21 protein-coding genes are annotated in these 17214 nt (G+C 66.2%); 9 read left to right on the top strand and 12 right to left on the bottom strand.

The genetic code is table 11. The features are described from left to right. Nucleotides 1-9: 9 nt before the first annotated feature. From VJ109_RS13640 to VJ109_RS13630, 3 genes are read right to left on the bottom strand one after another with little or no spacing between them, the layout of a single operon-like run. On the bottom strand, nt 10-1437 hold the full coding sequence (locus tag VJ109_RS13640) for an NAD(P)H-hydrate dehydratase (RefSeq protein ID WP_324757456.1): 1428 nt from the start codon (nt 1435-1437) through the stop codon (nt 10-12). Between the two features lie 40 nt (nt 1438-1477). Beyond that, nucleotides 1478-1753, bottom strand: a complete 276-nt coding sequence (locus VJ109_RS13635; RefSeq protein WP_324757455.1) for an acylphosphatase — start codon at nt 1751-1753, stop codon at nt 1478-1480. A 31-nt stretch (nt 1754-1784) separates the two neighbouring features. Continuing rightward, complete coding sequence (locus tag VJ109_RS13630) at nt 1785-2693, bottom strand: DNA-3-methyladenine glycosylase family protein (RefSeq protein ID WP_324757453.1); 909 nt, start codon at nt 2691-2693, stop codon at nt 1785-1787. Nucleotides 2694-2796: 103 nt separating this feature from the next. Between VJ109_RS13630 and VJ109_RS13625 the strand changes: the two genes are divergently transcribed. Continuing rightward, on the top strand, nt 2797-3234 hold the full coding sequence (locus tag VJ109_RS13625) for a DUF555 domain-containing protein (protein WP_324757451.1): 438 nt from the start codon (nt 2797-2799) through the stop codon (nt 3232-3234). Nucleotides 3235-3278: 44 nt separating this feature from the next. Here the strand turns inward: VJ109_RS13625 and VJ109_RS13620 are convergent, their stop codons facing one another. Beyond that, nucleotides 3279-3515 carry a UPF0058 family protein gene (locus VJ109_RS13620; protein ID WP_276222048.1) on the bottom strand — a complete coding sequence of 79 codons (237 nt, stop codon included), beginning with the start codon at nt 3513-3515 and terminating at the stop codon, nt 3279-3281. 184 nt (nt 3516-3699) lie between these two features. Between VJ109_RS13620 and VJ109_RS13615 the strand changes: the two genes are divergently transcribed. Next, entirely contained in the window at nt 3700-4104 is a 405-nt protein-coding gene (locus VJ109_RS13615) for a translation initiation factor IF-2 subunit beta (protein WP_276222050.1), read from the top strand. 3 nt (nt 4105-4107) lie between these two features. On the opposite strand, the gene VJ109_RS13610 is transcribed toward VJ109_RS13615, so the two are convergent. The 3 genes from VJ109_RS13610 to VJ109_RS13600 form a co-directional block, all read right to left on the bottom strand. Continuing rightward, the gene (locus VJ109_RS13610) at nt 4108-4287 is read right to left on the bottom strand and encodes a DUF7836 family putative zinc-binding protein (protein ID WP_276222052.1); all 180 of its coding nucleotides are present in this window, start codon (nt 4285-4287) and stop codon (nt 4108-4110) included. Between the two features lie 61 nt (nt 4288-4348). After that, entirely contained in the window at nt 4349-5317 is a 969-nt protein-coding gene (locus VJ109_RS13605; RefSeq protein WP_324757448.1) for a transcription initiation factor IIB, read from the bottom strand. A 373-nt stretch (nt 5318-5690) separates the two neighbouring features. Further along, complete coding sequence (locus VJ109_RS13600) at nt 5691-5975, bottom strand: DUF357 domain-containing protein (protein WP_324757446.1); 285 nt, start codon at nt 5973-5975, stop codon at nt 5691-5693. A gap of 160 nt (nt 5976-6135) precedes the next feature. On the opposite strand from VJ109_RS13600, the gene VJ109_RS13595 reads away from it, so the two are divergent. After that, a complete protein-coding gene (locus VJ109_RS13595) occupies nt 6136-7173 on the top strand; it encodes an NAD(P)/FAD-dependent oxidoreductase (protein ID WP_324757444.1) in 1038 nt (345 codons plus the stop codon). Nucleotides 7174-7265: 92 nt separating this feature from the next. Next, a complete protein-coding gene (locus VJ109_RS13590) occupies nt 7266-7553 on the top strand; it encodes a DUF7545 family protein (protein ID WP_324757442.1) in 288 nt (95 codons plus the stop codon). On the opposite strand, the gene VJ109_RS13585 is transcribed toward VJ109_RS13590, so the two are convergent. From VJ109_RS13585 to VJ109_RS13575, 3 genes are read right to left on the bottom strand one after another with little or no spacing between them, the layout of a single operon-like run. Further along, complete coding sequence (locus VJ109_RS13585) at nt 7550-7708, bottom strand: hypothetical protein (RefSeq protein ID WP_276222059.1); 159 nt, start codon at nt 7706-7708, stop codon at nt 7550-7552. The two genes, VJ109_RS13590 and VJ109_RS13585, sit on opposite strands and share 4 nt — an antisense overlap. A gap of 43 nt (nt 7709-7751) precedes the next feature. Next, nucleotides 7752-8411 carry a 2,5-diamino-6-(ribosylamino)-4(3H)-pyrimidinone 5'-phosphate reductase gene (locus tag VJ109_RS13580; RefSeq protein ID WP_324757440.1) on the bottom strand — a complete coding sequence of 220 codons (660 nt, stop codon included), beginning with the start codon at nt 8409-8411 and terminating at the stop codon, nt 7752-7754. Nucleotides 8412-8449: 38 nt separating this feature from the next. Continuing rightward, nucleotides 8450-8902, bottom strand: coding sequence for a hypothetical protein (locus VJ109_RS13575; RefSeq protein WP_324757438.1), 453 nt, complete (start codon nt 8900-8902; stop codon nt 8450-8452). Between the two features lie 235 nt (nt 8903-9137). Here VJ109_RS13575 and VJ109_RS13570 point away from each other — a divergent pair, with 235 nt between their 5' ends. Genes VJ109_RS13570 through VJ109_RS13560 form a run of 3 tightly spaced genes read left to right on the top strand, consistent with a single transcriptional unit; the run spans nt 9138 to nt 12952 of the window. Further along, nucleotides 9138-10415 (top strand): Single-stranded DNA binding protein, encoded by a 1278-nt coding sequence (locus VJ109_RS13570; RefSeq protein WP_324757437.1) that lies wholly within the window; start codon nt 9138-9140, stop codon nt 10413-10415. Then, on the top strand, nt 10412-12148 hold the full coding sequence (locus VJ109_RS13565) for a hypothetical protein (RefSeq protein ID WP_324757435.1): 1737 nt from the start codon (nt 10412-10414) through the stop codon (nt 12146-12148). Before VJ109_RS13570 ends, VJ109_RS13565 begins: the two co-directional genes overlap by 4 nt. Before the next feature lie 54 nt (nt 12149-12202). After that, nucleotides 12203-12952, top strand: a complete 750-nt coding sequence (locus tag VJ109_RS13560; protein WP_324757434.1) for a metallophosphoesterase — start codon at nt 12203-12205, stop codon at nt 12950-12952. Here VJ109_RS13560 and VJ109_RS13555 read toward each other — a convergent pair. Beyond that, complete coding sequence (locus tag VJ109_RS13555; RefSeq protein WP_324757433.1) at nt 12949-13215, bottom strand: hypothetical protein; 267 nt, start codon at nt 13213-13215, stop codon at nt 12949-12951. The genes VJ109_RS13560 and VJ109_RS13555 overlap by 4 nt on opposite strands. A gap of 1 nt (nt 13216) precedes the next feature. Further along, nucleotides 13217-13987 (bottom strand): creatininase family protein, encoded by a 771-nt coding sequence (locus VJ109_RS13550; protein WP_324757431.1) that lies wholly within the window; start codon nt 13985-13987, stop codon nt 13217-13219. A 68-nt stretch (nt 13988-14055) separates the two neighbouring features. Here VJ109_RS13550 and VJ109_RS13545 point away from each other — a divergent pair, with 68 nt between their 5' ends. Continuing rightward, entirely contained in the window at nt 14056-14244 is a 189-nt protein-coding gene (locus tag VJ109_RS13545) for a hypothetical protein (RefSeq protein ID WP_324757429.1), read from the top strand. A gap of 84 nt (nt 14245-14328) precedes the next feature. Continuing rightward, on the top strand, nt 14329-17154 hold the full coding sequence (locus VJ109_RS13540; RefSeq protein WP_324757428.1) for a DEAD/DEAH box helicase: 2826 nt from the start codon (nt 14329-14331) through the stop codon (nt 17152-17154). The last annotated feature ends 60 nt before the right edge of the window (nt 17155-17214 follow it).

Here is a 17214-nt window from a genome sequence, read left to right as displayed (position 1 = left end):
TCGTCGCGGTTACGCCCAGAGGACTGTCGGAATCTCTTCGAGGAGATCAGTCGCGACGAGGCCGTTCCCGCGTTCGTCGACGACCCGATCCCCCGCTGCACCGTTCGCGTAGGCGGCCAGTGCCGCGGCGTCGATCGGCGCCTGCACGCAGGCCAGCGCGCCGGAGAGCCCTGCCAGCACGTCGCCGGTCCCGCCGACGGTCATCCCCGCGTTCCCGGTCCGGCCGACGCGTGTCCGGTCCCCGTCGGAAACGATGTCGTACGGCCCCTTCACGAGCAGCGTCGCGCCGATCTCCGCGGCGAACGACTCCACGAGCGCCTGTCGTTCGCGCCAGTCCTCGCTCGTCTCGCCACCCATCGCCCGGAGTTCGCCCTGGTGTGGCGTACAGAGCAGGTCCGCGTCGGTCTCGACCTCGGGAACGACCTGCAACGCGTCGGCATCGACGATAGCGATCCCGTCGAACCGCGCCAGCAGGTCCGCGACCGCGTCCAGCGTCTCGTCGGCGTCACCGAGTCCGGGACCGAGGACGAGCGTGTCGTGGGACACGGCGTGCTCTGCGATCCAATCCACGTGTGTGGGCGCGAGGCGATCGTCGTCGTACGGGAGGACGATAAGGTTCTCGCTGTACCCCTGGACTTCCCGTGCGACCGAGGCCGGACAGGCTACCCGGACGAGATCGGCGCCGCCTCGGAGCGCCGACTGGGCGGCCAGTGCCGGCGCACCGGTGTAGGGGCCGCCGCCGACGACCAGCACTTCCCCGTTGTCGCCCTTGTGGCTAGCTGGGTCCCGATCGAGTCGGAGAAGGTCCCCGCGCTCGACGAACAGTTCAGCGGCGTCGGGGATACCGATGTCAGCGACCGTCACCGTCGCGTCCAGGTCGTCCAACCCCGGTTTGGTGTCGTGGAAGGTCACGACGTGATCGGCCTCGACCGCAGTCTCGGCGAGGGTCCCGCTCTCGGCGTCCAGTCCGGAGGGAACGTCGACGGAGAGGACCGTCGCGTCGCTATCGTTCATCGCTCGGGCCGCCGTCGCCGCCGGTTCCCGGAGGTCGCCGGCGATACCCGTCCCGAGCATCGCGTCGACGACCAGTTCCGGATCGCCCAGCTCGAACGCCGCGGAGTCCCTGACCTGTGCTGTCGAGTACTCGGCGCGCTGGAGTGCCCTCCAGTTCTCCCGTGCGATGTCGGTCGTGATCGTCTCGGGCCGCCCGAGCAGGCAGATCCGCAGATCGTACTGGTCGAGGAACCGGGCCGCGACCAGCGCGTCCCCGCCGTTGTTCCCTCGTCCGGCGACGACGGTAATCGGGTCGCCGGGCGCTGCGTGGGTACGGACCTCGCGTGCGAGTGCGTGGCCCGAGGACTCCATCAACTGTTTACGCGGAACGCCGAGCGCCTCCGCGTTGGCGTCGACGACGGCCATCTCGGAACCGGTGAGCATAGGCAGGCGTTTGCCGGCCACGCTCGTAACTGTGGGGGACCTACCAGCGGACCTCGAAGCCGTCGAGTCCCTCGGGGTCTTCGTAGCTGACCTCGACGCCGGTGACATCGGCCCGTTTGCTCCCCTCGTGACAGAAGTCGATCATCGCTTCGACGGCCTCCTCGTTCCCCTCGAAGACGGCCTCAACCCGGCCGTCGTCCAAGTTCTTCACCCAGCCGTCGACGCCCTGTTCCCGTGCGGTGTCTCTGGTGGTCGCCCGGTAGTAGACGCCCTGAACGCGTCCGGAGACGAACACGTGTACGCGAGTGCGAGACATACACGTCGGTATCGGCGGCTCCCAGTTAGCTTCAGTGGTCCCGGCCGCCCGACCGGAGGTAGTGGAAGAGGTACGTCTGGGTGTAGCCGGCGTACTCCCCGCCGAGCGCCGCCCGGATCGCCCGCGAGGTCTCGGCGTAGTTCCCCCGCTCGCAGTCGGGGTAGTACTCCTCGATAGTCGTCCTGATCCAGGTGTCCAGCGGGACCGCCTCCAGGTAACCCAGCGAGAACAGCAGGACGCAGTCGGCGACCTTCTCGCCCACGCCGACGAACTGTGTGAGAAACTCCCTGGCGGCCTCGTACTCCCGTCCCGTCGCGTCGGCGGGGTCGGCCTCGCCGGTCGCGACCATCTCGGCCGTCCGCCGGACGTACGGAGCGCGGTAGCCCAGACTCAGGTCCCGGAGTTCGCCCTCGGTCGCGGCCGCCAGCGCTTCCGGCGTCGGAAAGGCGTGGTACGTCTCCCCGTCGAAGGTAACGGCGTCGCCGAACTCCCGACGGAGCGCCTGCTGCATTCCGTGGATGCGGCCGACGCGCATCTGCGCCGAGCAGATAAACGAGATCAGCGTCGGGAAGACCGGGTCCCGAACGATGCGCATCCCCCAGTAGGCGTCGTAGGCCTCCTCGACGACGGCGTCGTCGGTCGCCGTCCTCCGGATCGCCACGAGGTCGTCGCCCAGTCCGAGCAGTTCCCGGAGGATCGGTTCGGCGTCGATTGTCGACTTCCACTCCAGTCGGCCGTCGGTCTGGCGGGCCTGGACGATCACTGGCTCGCCGTCGACGCGTACCGTCGTCCAGTACCACGCGTCGCCACCGCTTGCCGCTTCCCGTTCGTACATCTGTCCGTCCGCACGGTCCCACAGATACGACTGCCCGCTTTCGACGGTGGCCTGTAGATCTAGCCCGCCCGACAGCGACGCCACGTCGATGTGTCCCTCTTCCATCGGGCGGACGGACGGGACGAACGCTCTTCGGGGTTTCGAGTCGACACTCCCCATGCGTGTCACCGGGCTAACCTTCATTATGTCCGCTAGCTAATACCACACTATGGACTGCAGAGTCGTCGTCGAAGCCGCGGTCCCCGTCTACGACGTGGCGACAAGTGACGAGGCCGTCCGGATCGCTATCTCCAAGACTGGCGAGATGCTGAACCCGGACCTCAACTACGTGGAGATCAACATGGGCGGGCGGAGTTGTCCCCACTGTGACGAGGCGATCGAACCCGCGTTCATCGCTGCCGACGAGAGTCTCGTCGCCCTCGAACTAGAGATGACCGTGTTCAACGTCGAGCGCGACGAACACGCCGCACGGATCGCCCGAAAAGAGATCGGGCAACGGCTCGAAAACATTCCGCTCGAAGTACTGGAAATCGAGGAAATCGAGTCCGACGAAGCCGACGACACCGACGCAAACGACGAGACAGGTGACGACAAGACGGACGACGAGGATGTCCTCCCGGAGTTCGAGGAACTCATCGACGAGTAGCGAAGCTACGGGAACAGCTGAGATAGTGAAAACGCAACGACCAGTCAGTCCGCAGCAGCAGAAACCGGCTCTTTCTCGTCGGCAGTCATCTCCGAGGTGATCCCCGTCGCGATGGCGGAGACGGCGGCCTTGTGATCCGTCTTCGATTTGTGGATAGAAGTAGGTTTGACGCCCAGCGTTTCGTATTCGTCGTGTTCGACTTCGTCGCCTGTTTCGCGTTCGTAATGGTTCTGTACCTGTGCAAGCAGGCCGTGGAGATGAATGAGCTCCTGCTTTTTCATGGTCACCACATCCTTGCAACTGGAAGGATATAGTATTACTTTGACGGGGGTTACCATACGTCTCGGTGTACAGTGCCGAAACCGATGCTATCTGGACACGTACGCCGGCACCTGCGACAGTCGTGTCGGCATCCGTTTGGGGTTCTCTGAAAAGTTTTTATCGAGGGAGTAACCACACCCGTGTATGGAGTACGACAGCATGCTCGACCGGGCGATCGAGGAGACGCCGGAGATCGACGGGACCTCCGAACGGTTCGAAGTCCCCGACCCGGAGGTCCGCCAGGAGGGCAACACCACCGTCTTCGAGAACTTCCAGGCAGTCTGTCGGCGACTGGATCGGGAGCCCGACCACGTGATGCAGTTCCTGCAAAACGACGTCGGGACGAGCGGACACATCGACGAGAGCGGGCGGGCACGACTGACTGGCGCGTTCGATGCCGCCCGTATCGGGAACGGAATCGACGAGTACGTCGAGCAGTACGTCCTCTGTCCCGAGTGTGGACTGCCAGACACACGGCTCGAACGCGAGCAGGGCGCGATAATCCGCCGTTGTGAAGCGTGTGGTGCACGCTCCCCAGTCGAGAACTGACCGTTATTGGAGTCGCTTCAACGTCCCGAGATCACGCTCTGTCCGGGTGAATTCGGCGAGCCGTCTGCTAGCGTGGCAGTTCGGACAGTGAAAGACGGTGTCGTGGCGTGGAAGGTCGTTCGGCGTCGACTCCCAGTCTTTCGTACACTCCGGGCAGAGCAGACGGACATACGCTTCCTCCATGTGTGTTAGTCACACACATCTGGAAAGGTGAAAAAGGTTGCTGTGGACCACCGACTGCGAATCAGGCCGAGAGATCGTCGGCTTCGAGGAGTTCCTTGTAGCGGTTTCGGATCGTGACTTCGGAGATGTTCGCCACGTCGCTGACCTCGCTCTGGGTGACCTTCTCGTTGGTCAACAGTGCCGCGGCGTAGACGGCAGCGGCCGCGAGACCAACCGGCGATTTCCCCGAGAGTAGCCCGTCTTTCCGCGCGTTCTCGACGAGCGTCCGGGCGCGGCGTTCGGTCTCGTCACTGAGGTTCAGATCGGAGACGAACCGGGGCAGATAGTGCTCGGGGTCGGCGGGCTTGACCTCCAGGTTCAGTTCGCGGACGATGTATCGGTAGGTCCGCGTGAGTTCCATCTTCTCGACCCTGGAGACCCTGGCCATCTCGTCGAGCGAGCGCGGGCTCCCAGCCATGCGGGCGGAAGCGTACAGCGCGGCGGTAGCGACCCCTTCGATCGAACGACCGGGGAGGAGGTCCTCGCTGAGGGCGCGCCGGTAGATGACACTGGCAGTCTCACGGACGCTCTGGGGCAGGCCAAGCGCCGAGGCCATGCGGTCGATCTCACCGAGGGCCTGCTTGAGGTTGCGCTCTTTGGAATCGCGAGTACGGAACCGCTCGTTCCAGGTGCGCAATCGCTGCATCTTCTGGCGCTGCTGGGCCGACAGGGACCGGCCGTAGGCGTCCTTGTTCTGCCAGCCGATGTTCGTCGAGAGCCCCTTGTCGTGCATCATGTTCGTCGTCGGGGCGCCCACGCGGGACTTCTGGTCTTTCTCCGAGGAGTCGAAGGCACGCCACTCCGGGCCGTGGTCGATCTCGTCTTCCTCGACGACGAGGCCACAGTCCCCACAGACGGTCTCTCCGTGTTCGGTGTCGTTGACCAGGCCCCCGCCACACTCCGGGCAGGTGTCCGTCTGTTCTTGCTCTTGCTGGTCGCTCTCTAGCCGTTCTCTGGTTCGGGCGTTGGTAGTTGTCGTTGTTTCGCTCATAGTGGTGGTCCCGTTCTGCCGGGTACAGAACGCTGAAGAACCCTTCGGCGAGTTCTCGTTACCTTTAGTTAGGTAGAAAACTATATAAAGGTTTCGCTGTTGTGCAGATAGTTAACAATATAGCTCCCACACAGCAGTACCAGCCGATCCGTCGGGCAGTCGGCAGTGAAATGACGGTAAACGGCGTTTCTCGCCCTTCTACGGCCGCTAGTGTGTCAATTGATACCGTTCAGGACGGCTGCTTTCCGTTACTTCCGCCGGACAAGTCGGGAGATTACGAAGCATCGACGGTGCCAGTTTTGCGGATATTCTGCTGTACCGGTATCAGCGGCTCGGCGCGGCGATCGCCGCACGGACACCACCCGGTTACGATTCACTGCGTGAACAGATGCCCCGCTTCGGGAACGTCGAACAGGCCGATGCGGGCACCGGCATCGAGCCACGCGTGCCCGTAGGAGAACGCTGCCAGGGCGTTGACGGGGTCGTCGTTCTCCCGGAAGTGACGCCCGTCCTCCAGGTAGGACCGTGCCATCTCCGCACATTCTAATGCACCGTCGTGCATCGGTGTCCCTTCCGGCGGTGCGATCTCTGCGGCGTCGACAGCCTCGGCGAGCAGTCCCTCGTAGCGGTCGGTCTTCTCGTCCAGATCGGCAGCCATACCCGCCCTTCGGAGCCCGTCGATGTGGGCGTTCCGACCTCGTCGTGTGTGCCGGTGATACTCGCCTCGTTTCGTGGCTCGTGACCGGTAGACACGGTATCGCGAGTGATCCGCGCACGACAGCACAAACTAAATACGCCGGCCGACAGTAACTCTGGTAATGACAGAGACACCGGAGCACCGGCGCCTCATTATCGCCGGCTCGGGCATCGCGGGACTGAGCGCTGCCATCTACGCCGCGCGGTCGAACAACGAGCCCCTCGTTCTGGAGGGGGACGAACCGGGTGGACAGCTCACGCTGACCAGCGAAGTCGAGAACTACCCCGGCTTCCCGGAAGGGCTGTCGGGACCGGACCTCATCAACAAGATGAAAGAGCAGGCCGAGCGGTTCGGGACCGAGATCGACCACGGGATCGTCACCGAGGTCGACGACAGCGACCGTCCGTTCCGGGTGGAACTGCGCGACGGGACCGTCTACACCTGTGACGCGTTCCTCGCGGCGTCGGGTGCCAGCGCCCGGACACTGGGAGTCCCGGGTGAGGACGAACTGATGGGCTACGGCGTCTCGACGTGTGCGACCTGTGACGGCGCGTTCTTCCGTGACGAGGATATGCTCGTCGTCGGCGGCGGCGACGCCGCCTTCGAGGAAGCCCACTTCCTGACGAAGTTCGCCGACACCGTCTACCTGGCCCATCGCCGCGAGGAGTTCCGCGCGGAGGACTACTGGATCGACAAGGTCCAGAAGAAGGTCGACGCTGGCGAGATCGAGATCATGCGCAACACGGAACTGCTGGAGATCCACGGCTCCGCCGAGGACGGCGTCGACCACGTCACACTGGCCCGGAACGAGGTCGGCCATCCCTCCGAGAACCTCGACGATCCGGACACCGAAACCTTCGAGTTCGATGTCGGTGCCGTGTTCATGGCCATCGGCCACACCCCGAACACGGCGTATCTCGAAGAAACGGGCGTCGAACTCGACGAGACCGGCTACATCGTCACCGAGGGCGGCACGGGCGGCGGGCAGACAAGGACAGGTGTCGAGGGGCTGTTCGGCGCCGGCGACGTCGTCGACTTCCACTACCAGCAGGCGGTCACCGCCGCCGGGATGGGGACGAAAGCGGCCCTCGACGCCGACGACTACCTCGAAGACGAGGTCGACGAGAAAACCGAGGCCCCCGCGGAAGCCGACGACTGATCGGGGTCGGGAAAGCGGTCCGCTCGGGCGGGTCGGTACCGGGAGGACACGGACCCGATAGACCCTTCCGTGCGGTCTGCCAACGGAGTGGCATGGCATCCGACACTGTCACGCTGACGATCGAGACAGCCGATACAACCGACGAACTGACCGTCCCGAGCGGCCTGTTGGAGATCCTTCGCGAACAACCCGACGAGACGGACCCGCAGGTCGTCGGCGACATCGCGATGTTCGGCCTGGCACAGCGCATCCACGGTGCCGTCCACCACAGCCAGGGCGAGGTCGACGACGAGATCGCCGCACTGGAGGAGAGTACGCTAGCGCTGTTCGAGGAGCGCTTTGGCGCCTCCTTCAGCGAGATGACCGGTCACGACCACTAGCTCTCCTCTTCCAGCGCATCGGCGATCCGTTCTAACTGGAGTCCGACGTAACACAGCGCCTGGGTCTGCATGATCGCTGGGTCCTGTGACCACTCGTCGGTGATGTAGGCCGCTCGTTTCCCCGCTTCGTCGAGTTGTGTGGTGTCGTTCCGCATGGGCAGGGATTGGCACGGCAAGATCAAACAGTTTTCCCGGCGATCAGAGCGTCCAGCGGAGCAAGACGCCATCGCCGAGTCGCTCGACGCCCTGGAGTGAAAGCTCGGGGAACTCCTCGACGAATCCCTCGCCGTCGACCAACGTCGGCGCGTCACGGCCGCCGATGATCGTCGGCCCGACGAACACCGATAGTTCGTCGACCAGTCCCTCCTCGAACAGTCCGGCGATGAGTTCGCCGCCACCTTCGACCATGAGTCGGTCGACGCCCTCGCCTTCGAGTTTCGCGAGCGCCGTGGTCAGGTCCACTCGATCCTGCCCGGTCGCGATCACGTAGGCGCCGGCCGCTTCCATCTCCTCGATGAAGTCGGTCGGTGCGGCCTCGCTGACCAACAAGTACGTCGCGGCCTGGTCGTCGAGGACCGTCGCGTCCGGCGGCGTCCTGATCCGCGAGTCGGCGACGACGCGGGCCGGGTTGGCGGGTTTGCCCGCGTTCGTCCTCGCGGCCTGCCGGTCGGGATCGTCGACAGTCAGGGAGGGATCGTCCGCCAGCACGGTTCCGACGCCGACCATGACCGCGTCGCTGTCGGCCCGGAGTTGGTCGACGCGGTCGAAGTCCTCGGTCCCCGAGATGGCGATCTGTTCGCGTCGCCGGGTCGAGAGCTTCCCGTCGGCGCTCATCGCGGCGTTGACGACGACGTGCATACCGAGCAGGAGACGGTACGGCGGAAAACGGGTTTCGGTTACGTCCGTTCCGGTCTGGTCGCCAGTTTGGTCACGTCGAGTGACTTCTGCGTGCCGTCGGCGGTCCTGAGCCGGCAGGTGGTCCCGTCCAAGAGCAACTCGTCGAGGTCGAGGACGGCCTCGCTTGTCCAGCCTTTGAACCGAGCGATCCCGGCCTCGTCGATCTCGATGAACGTCCGCGGTTTCTCCTGGGACCCCATGCTCCAGTCGCGGTCGCCCAGCGAGAACTCCTGTCCGCCGGTCTCGGCCCAGCAGAACACACAGGCGTGTTGTGTCCGGGAGTCGTCGCCGCGCTCGTGGTCGACCCGCTCCCACTCCTCGTAGTCGATTCCGAAGTGTGCCGCCCACAGCCGGAGGTACTCGAAGTCGAACTGCTTGGCCCCGTCGTCGTCTCGCCCGCTGCGCCAGATCACGTGGGAGTCAGACGGCTTCGATCCGAAGACACCACCCACGTCAACACACCCGGGTTAGCCGTTCGGTCTCGACTGCGAGCGCAGACTGGAGTGTCGACCAACCGGTCGGTCCCTGGGCGAACCGGCTACGCCGCCCATCCTGTACGCGACCGAGTTCCATGGCAGAGAGTTCTCAGTATCACAAATAAAAATTCTGGCCACGTGTGACTGGACGGACATCCGACACGGACGGTGCCACAAACCCTTTTCACCGGCCCCGTCGAACCCTCGGGCGATGTCTCTCGAAGCTCATGCCGAGGAACTCGCCTCCGACCTCGGCGTCGACAAAGAGGAGGTCAAAAGCGACCTGGAGAATCTGGTGAACTACTCGGTCCCGATAGACGAGGCCAAACAGAGTCTCAGACGGAAATACGGGGACGGCGAGACCGGCGGGAGCGGTCCGTCGAGCAAGTCCATCGGCGAGGTCACGACCGACGACTCGAACGTCACCGTGACCGCCGTCGTCCTCACGTCGGGTCGCCGGTCGATCCAGTACAACGGCGAACAGCACGTCATCCGCGAGGGGGAACTGGCCGACGAGACGGGACGGATCTCGTATACGGCCTGGGACGGGTTCGACGGCGACCTCGAACCCGGCCAGACCGTCCAGTTCGGCAACGCCGGCGTCCGCGAGTGGGACGGCCACCCCGAACTCAACCTCGGGGACAGCACCAACGCGAGCGTCGTCGACGAACCCCTCGACGTCGACGCCGAGATCGGCGGCGAGTCGACGCTCGCGTCCCTGGAACCGGGCGACCGCGGTGTCACCGTCGAGGTCCAGGTCATCGAGTGTGAACGGAAGATCATCGACGGCCGCGACGGGGAGACGACGATCCTCAGCGGCGTACTCGGTGACGAGAGCGGCCGCCTCCCCTTTACCGACTGGGAGCCACACGACGCCATCGAGGAAGGGGCGTCGGTCCGCATCGAGGAGACGTTCGTCCGGGAGTTCCGCGGCGCACCGTCGGTCAACGTCTCGGAGTTCTCGACGGTGACGGCGCTGTCGACCCCCGTCGAAGTGACCGAGGACGCCCCGCGGCTCTCGATCCGTGAGGCCGTCGAGAGCGGCGGGCTCTTCGACGTGGAACTGTCCGGAAACGTCATCGAGATCCGCGACGGTTCGGGGCTCATCGAACGCTGTCCGGAGTGTGGCCGCGTCATCCAGAACGGCCAGTGTCGCTCCCACGGCGCCGTCGAGGGCGAGGACGATCTACGGACGAAGGCGATCCTCGACGACGGGACGGGGACGGTGACGGTGATCCTCGGTGACGAGTTGACCGCACGGGTGTACGGCGGCGATCTCGACGACGCCCGCGAACACGCCCGGGACGCCATGGACAAGGAGGTCGTCGCCGAGCGGATCGCCGAGCAAGTCGTCGGACACGAGTACGTCGTCCGGGGCTCGCTGTCGGTCGACGAGTACGGTGCCAACCTCAACGCCGAAACGTTCACCGAGGCCGACGACGATCCCGTCGAGCGTGCCAGTGCGCTGCTAGCGGAGGTGGACACGTGAGCGAATCCGAGGACGACAGCGGCGCCGGGACCCGAGAGGTCGCCCACCGGCTGTTCGCTGCCGAGTTCGACGACGCCGACTTCTCGTACTCCGAATCCGACGAAGAGCGGGCACCGAACTACGTCGTCACGCCCACCGGTGCACGGGTGAATCGCCTGTTCGTCGTCGGCGTCCTCACGGAGATCGAACAGGTCAACGAGGAGGTGCTGCGAGCCCGTATCGTCGATCCGACGGGCGCCTTCGTCGTCTACGCCGGCCAGTACCAGCCCGACGAGTTGGCCTTCTTAGAGGGTGCGACGCCGCCGCTGTTCGTCGCCATCACCGGAAAAGCACGGACGTTCGAGCCCGAGGACGGCGACCGCGTGTTCACCTCGGTCCGGCCCGAGAGTATCAGCGAGGTCGACGCCGATACGCGGGACCGCTGGGTCGTCCAGGCCGCCGAACAGACGCTCGACCGGATCGGCCGGATGGCGGGCGCCAAAGGGACCGGGCTGGCCGGCGACGAACTCCGGCAGGCACTGCTCGACCAGGATGTCGCCGAGGCCGACGCCGCCGGGATCGCGCTCGCACTGGACCACTACGGGACGACCGGCGACTACCTCGACGCGCTTCGGGACCTCGCGCTGGACGCGACACGCGTCGTGGCGGGCGAGCGAGACGAGGCCGGGACGCTGTCGCTGTCGCCGGACGACGGCGGCGACGACCCCGTTCCGGTCCTCGCGGCGACGGGGATCGAGACGCCAGACACCGCAGCCACGGACGGACCCGATTCAACCGACGCGAGCGGAGCCGAGTCGGTCCCGACCGTCGGTACAGACACGGAGGAGGCAGCACTCGACGACGGAACGGAACAGTCCGGGTCCACAGCGCCGGACACGGGCACCGAGCAGCCGGCGACCACGGCGGAGTCCGGTACCGAACCGGATGCCGACACGGCGGACGAACCGGATACCGACGTGACAAGCGAGCGAGCGACTGGATCGGACGACGATGCCGAGCAACCGGCGTCGACGACCGTGGACGCCTCCAACGAGGGGGCGGAAGTCGACGACGCTCCGGCGGACGAGTCCAGTGAGACACCGATCGGTGCCGACTCGATCGGCGAAACCACGACCGTCGAAAGCGACGAATCGAGCGACGACGTCGGCGAGTTCGAGCCCGAGTTCGACCTCGACGAAGACGAGCGTGAGGAGATCGAAGACGAGTTCGGGACGGACTTCCAGAGCGGCTCGGAGGTCCAGGAACCAGGCGAAGCGGACATCGAGACGCCCGATCCCGAGGAACTCACCGACGCCGAGGCCGCCCAGCAGGGAGCGCCCGCCGGCGCGGCCGACGCCGAGTCCGCCCCCGAGTCGCCCGGTGCGCCGGCCGGAAGCGAATCGCCGGCCCCCGATAGCGACGCGGCGACCGGAGACGGACAGACAGAGACGCCCGAGACGGCGACCGACGCCGGAGCGGACGAGACCGCTGGGGAAGTCGAGGCGAACACGGAATCCACAGGCAGTAGCGCCGACGCCGTCGAGGAGCCGGCCGACGACATCGACCTCGAAGACGCAGTCATGGAGGTCATGGAGGAACTCAACGACGGCGGCGGCGCCGACCGCGAGGCAGTACTCGCGACCGTCGTGGACCGCTACGGCGCCGATCCCGACGCCGTCGAGGACGCGATCCAGGACGCGCTGATGGGTGGGCGGTGTTACGAACCCGACGACGGGAAACTGACGCCGATCTGAGCGGCCGCGGTCGAGCCGCGCCCCTTTTGCGTCCCGGCGACCTACCCCGCGTCGATGGACCTCGAACCGATCCCGGGAGCGCCGGCCGCGACCGCCGAGACCGACGGCCAGCGACTCCTCGTCGTCGCCGACTACCACGCCGGCATCGAAGCGGGACTTCGGTACGAAGGTGTGGAGCTCCAGTCGGCGGCACGCGACCGCCGGGAGCGGCTGCTGGCCCTGCTCGACCGGACCGGCGCCGACCGACTCGTCGTCGTCGGCGACCTCGGCCACGCCATCGGGGACCCCTTCGAGGACGAACGGGCCGAACTCGCCGCGCTGTTCGAGGCGCTGTCGGTCCCGGTAACGCTCGTGAAGGGCAACCACGACGGCGACCTGAAACCGGTGCTTGCCGATCTGGACGCCGACGTGACCGTGACGCCCGCCCACGGGACCCGAATCGGGGCGGTCGGGTTCGCCCACGGCCACACCTGGCCCGCCCCCGAGGTGCTGGCGGCCGATGTCGTCTGTCTCGGCCACGAGCATCCCGTCGTCAGGCTCGAAGACACTGTCGGCGGCGCACGGAAAGAGCGTGCGTGGCTCCGGGGCACACTCGATCCGTCGCCGTTCGCCGAGCAGTTCGACGAGCCCGTCGAAACCGACGCCGACCTCGTCCTCTGTCCGGCGTTCAACGATCGCTCGGGCGGCACCTGGGTCAACGTCGAGGGGCAGTCGTTCCTCTCACCGTTCCTTCCGGCCGGATTCTCCGAGGCTGAGGCGTTCCTGCTGGACGGGACGCGACTGGGCGAGTACCGACGGGTCTAGAGGAGGCTGAGGACGGTCCCGACGGCGAAGGCAGCGACGCCCGCGGCCAGTGCGGCGATCGTTCCGGCCCGAGTCTGGTCGGTGAAGACGGCCGGCCGCACTGCGACCGCCAGCGCCGTGAGGAAGGTCACGGCGCCACCGAGGGCGGTCAGCGCCACGGCGGCCGTCGACCACGTCCCGTCCTGGAAGCCCACGGCAGCGTTCGTGACTGCCAGGAAGCCAAAGCAGGCGAACAACACCGAGTAGACGCGTTTCCGTTCCATCTCAGACGTGCTCTTTCGGCAGCAGGTCCTCGAACGGCTGGGCAGCGAGCCACTCACAGAGCTGACAGAGTTGGTCCAGCGCGGCCTCGAACAGTTCCTCGCCGACGGCCGCGGAGGCGTCGGTCTGGTCCCCCAGCACGCCGTTGTCCGTGTTGTCGATAGCGTCGTAGAAAGTACGGGCACCGTGGACCCGTCCCGAGGACTCGTCGAACTCGCGGAGGCCGCCGTCGCGGGCGTCCTCGATGCGGTCCTCGTGGACCAACTCGCCGGCGAGATACTGGATCAGCGAGGTCTCCTTCGGGCCGCCGTGGGGACCGGGCGTCTCGAAGACCTCCTGGATACGGTCGGTGATCGACTCGTCCCACATCCACTCGATGGCGTACATCACTTCGGCGTCCCGCAGGCGGCGACCGACCTCACGGAGGTGTTCGACGTTGCCGCCGTGGGCGTTGACGTAGATCACCCGGTCGATGCCGTGCTCGGCCAGGCTCCGGGTCAGACTCTCGACGTAGTCACGGAACACCGGGGCCGCGACCGACATCGTCCCGTGGAACTGCCGGTGGTGGGGACTGACGCCGACCGTGATCGTGGGCGTACAGAGATAGCCCGTCTCTTCGGCGGCCCGCCGGGCGAAGGCCTCGGCGATGATGTGGTCGGTCCCCTCCGGGAGGTGGGGGCCGTGCTGCTCGGTCGAACCAAGTGGGACCAGCGCCAGCGACTCCGACTGGAAGTACGATTCGAGGTCCGGCCAGGCCTCGTCGGCGAGGTACATACGATGAGATAGGCGACCAGCCCCTTCAACATTGAGACTGGGACTAGGAGGCAACAATCACAACAAAAATGATAGGTTCGAATCGGGAACCGCCGTTCCCGGTCGAGCGAAACGGGACGGTGTACACGATCTGGCAGGACGGCGGGACCACGCTTGGCCTGGGCTTTTTCGGATTCATCGCCGGGATGGGGCTGGCCGTCCTCGGTGGGGTCCTGTGTGGGGAGCGGGATCGGCTACCTCGTTCTCCGGTGGCGTGACGCCACGGACTGAGTGCCGTCGACACGAGGAAACCGCGAGTCGGACGCGACGCGCTTAACCTCGCCCAGCCGTAACGAGAGACGATGAGCGAGACGGGTGTCGCCGCGTTCTCGGCGCTGGGCGAGCAGGTCCGGAGCGCCCTCTCCGAGCGGGGGTTCTCGACGCCGACCGAGCCACAGCGCGAGGCGATCCCGCCACTCTCCGACGGCCGTGACGCGCTCGTTGTCGCGCCGACGGGGACCGGGAAGACCGAGACCGCAATGTTACCGGTGCTCGACTCCCTGGTCGAGTCCGACGACCGGTTCGGGATCGGGGTGCTGTACATCACCCCGCTGCGGGCGCTGAACCGCGATATGCGCGAGCGCCTGGAGTGGTGGGGCGAGACGCTGGGGCTGGACATCGACGTGCGACACGGCGACACCACCGACTACCAGCGCCAGAAGCAGGCGAACGATCCGCCGGACGTGCTGGTGACCACGCCGGAGACGTTACAGGCGATGCTCACCGGGTCGAAACTCCGGACCGCGCTGGAAGACGTCGACCACGTCGTCGTCGACGAGGTCCACGAACTCGCCGCGGCCAAGCGGGGCGCACAGTTGACCGTCGGGTTAGAACGGTTGCGGGAGCTGTCGGGGTCGTTCCAGCGCATCGGCCTCTCGGCGACGGTCGGCGATCCACAGGAGGTCGGCCGGTTTCTGACGGCCGGGCGCGGCTGTCGGGTCGTCGAAGTCGACATCGGGAGCCGGCTCTCGATCGACGTGGTCCACCCCGAAGTGACCGACCGTGACGAACGGCTCTCCAGCGAACTGGTCACCGACGCGGAGACGGCCAGCCACGTCCGGTTCATCGACGACCTGATCGGCGACCACGAGTCGGTCCTGGTGTTCGTCAACACCCGCCAGACCGCCGAGGCGCTGGGCTCGCGGTTCAAGGAACTGGGGACGAACCTCGGGGTCCATCACGGCTCGCTCTCGAAGGAAGCCCGCATCGACGTCGAGGACGGATTCAAGCGGGGCGAACTGGACGCTCTGCTGTGTACCTCCTCGATGGAACTGGGCATCGACGTGGGCCACGTCGACCACGTCGTCCAGTACGGCAGCCCGCGGCAGGTCTCGCGGCTGGTCCAGCGGGTCGGCCGCGCCGGCCACCGGCGCAACCAGGTCTCGTCCGGGACGGTCGTGACGACCCACGCCGACGACACGCTCGAAGCGCTGGCGATCGCCCGACAGGCCCGCAACGGCGACGTGGAACCGGCCGAGATCCACGACGGCAGCCTCGACACCGTCGCCAACCAGATCGCCGGCCTGGTCATGGACACCGGCGAGATCCGCGCGATGGAGGCCTATCGGGTCCTCACCCGTGCCTATCCGTTCCGTGACCTCCCCGAACAGCAGTTCAAGGCGGTCGTCCGGGAACTGGCCGAGAACAACGTCGTCTGGCTCGACGAGGAACGGGACACCCTGGAGAAGCGCCGGGGAACCTGGCAGTACTTCTACCAGAACCTCTCGATGATCCCCGACGAGGCGACCTACGATGTCGAGGACGTGGCCTCGGGCGACCAAGTCGGGACCCTGGACGAACGGTTCGTCGTCAACTTCGCGACCCCCGGAGAGGTGTTCGTCCAGCGTGGCGAGATGTGGCGGATTACGAACATCGACGAGGAGGAGGAGGTCGTGACCGTCTCGCCGATCGAGGACCCGGCCGGCGAGGTCCCCTCCTGGACCGGGTCGGAGATCCCCGTGCCGAAGGCCGTCGCACAGGAGGTCGGCGAACTCCGGCGTGTCGCCGGCCAGCAACTCCAGGACGGCGCACCGATCGACGCCGTCGCGAACCACGTCTCGAACCGCTACGACGCCGGCACGGCGACGGTCGAGAACGGCCTCGAACAACTGGATGGCCACGAGGCACCGCTGCCGGACGACGGCACCGTCCTCGTGGAGTTCCAGGGCCGGGAGGTCGTCGTCAACGCCTGTTACGGCCACAAGGTCAACGAGACGCTGGGACGGGTTCTCTCGGCACTACTGGGCCAGCGGGCCGGCTCCTCGGTCGCCATGGAGGTCGATCCCTACCGGATCGAACTGGAGGTGCCACGACAGATCACCGCCGGCGACGTGATCGAGGTCCTAGAGGAGACCGACCCCGACCACCTGACCGCACTCGTCGAGTTGAGTCTCAAGAACGCCGACGCGCTGAAGTTCAAGCTCGCACAGGTCGCGACGAAGTTCGGCTCGCTCAAACGCTGGCGGGGCCGTGGATCGACGGAGTTCGGCCGGGACCGCCTGCTGGCGGCACTGGAGGACACGCCGATGTACGAGGAAGCCCTGCGAGAGGTCCGCCACGAAGATTTGGCGCTGGAGGAGACGGCCACACTGCTGTCGGCGCTGCAGTCCGGCGAGGTGGCACTGGAGACGGTGGGCGAGCGGACGCCGATCGGACTCGGCGGCCGTTCGGCCGGCCGGGAACTGCTCTCGCCGGAGAACGCCGACGCGAGCGTCATCCAGACGGTCAGAGAGCGCATCCAGGAGGACCGCGTCATCCTGGCCTGTCTCCACTGCAAGGAGTGGGACCGCAGACAGCAGGTCAAGCGGGTCCGCGATCAGCCGGAGTGTCCACAGTGTGGGTCGACCCGCATCGCGGCGCTGAACCCGTGGGCCGACGAAGTGCTGACGGCAGTTCGGGCAAGCGAGAAAGACGAAGAGCAAGAGAAGACGACCGAACGCGCCTATCGATCGGCTTCCCTCGTTCAGAGCCACGGCAAACGAGCCGTTCTCGCGCTGGCGGCTCGCGGCGTCGGCCCACACAACGCCGCACGGATCATCAACCGCCTACGAGAGGACGAAGACGAGTTCTACCGGGATATCCTCCGTCAGGAACGGGAGTACGCACGGACCCAGTCGTTCTGGGACTAGCACGCCATCGCTGCCGATCTCGTCGTGAGCAGACCCATTCCCTCCCGAGAGTTGGCACGA

Source organism: Haloarcula montana (genome assembly GCF_035666295.1).
Lineage (GTDB): Archaea > Halobacteriota > Halobacteria > Halobacteriales > Haloarculaceae > Haloarcula > Haloarcula montana.
Note: the sequence above shows the minus strand (reverse complement) of the source record. Positions and strands in the feature narration are given on the sequence as shown.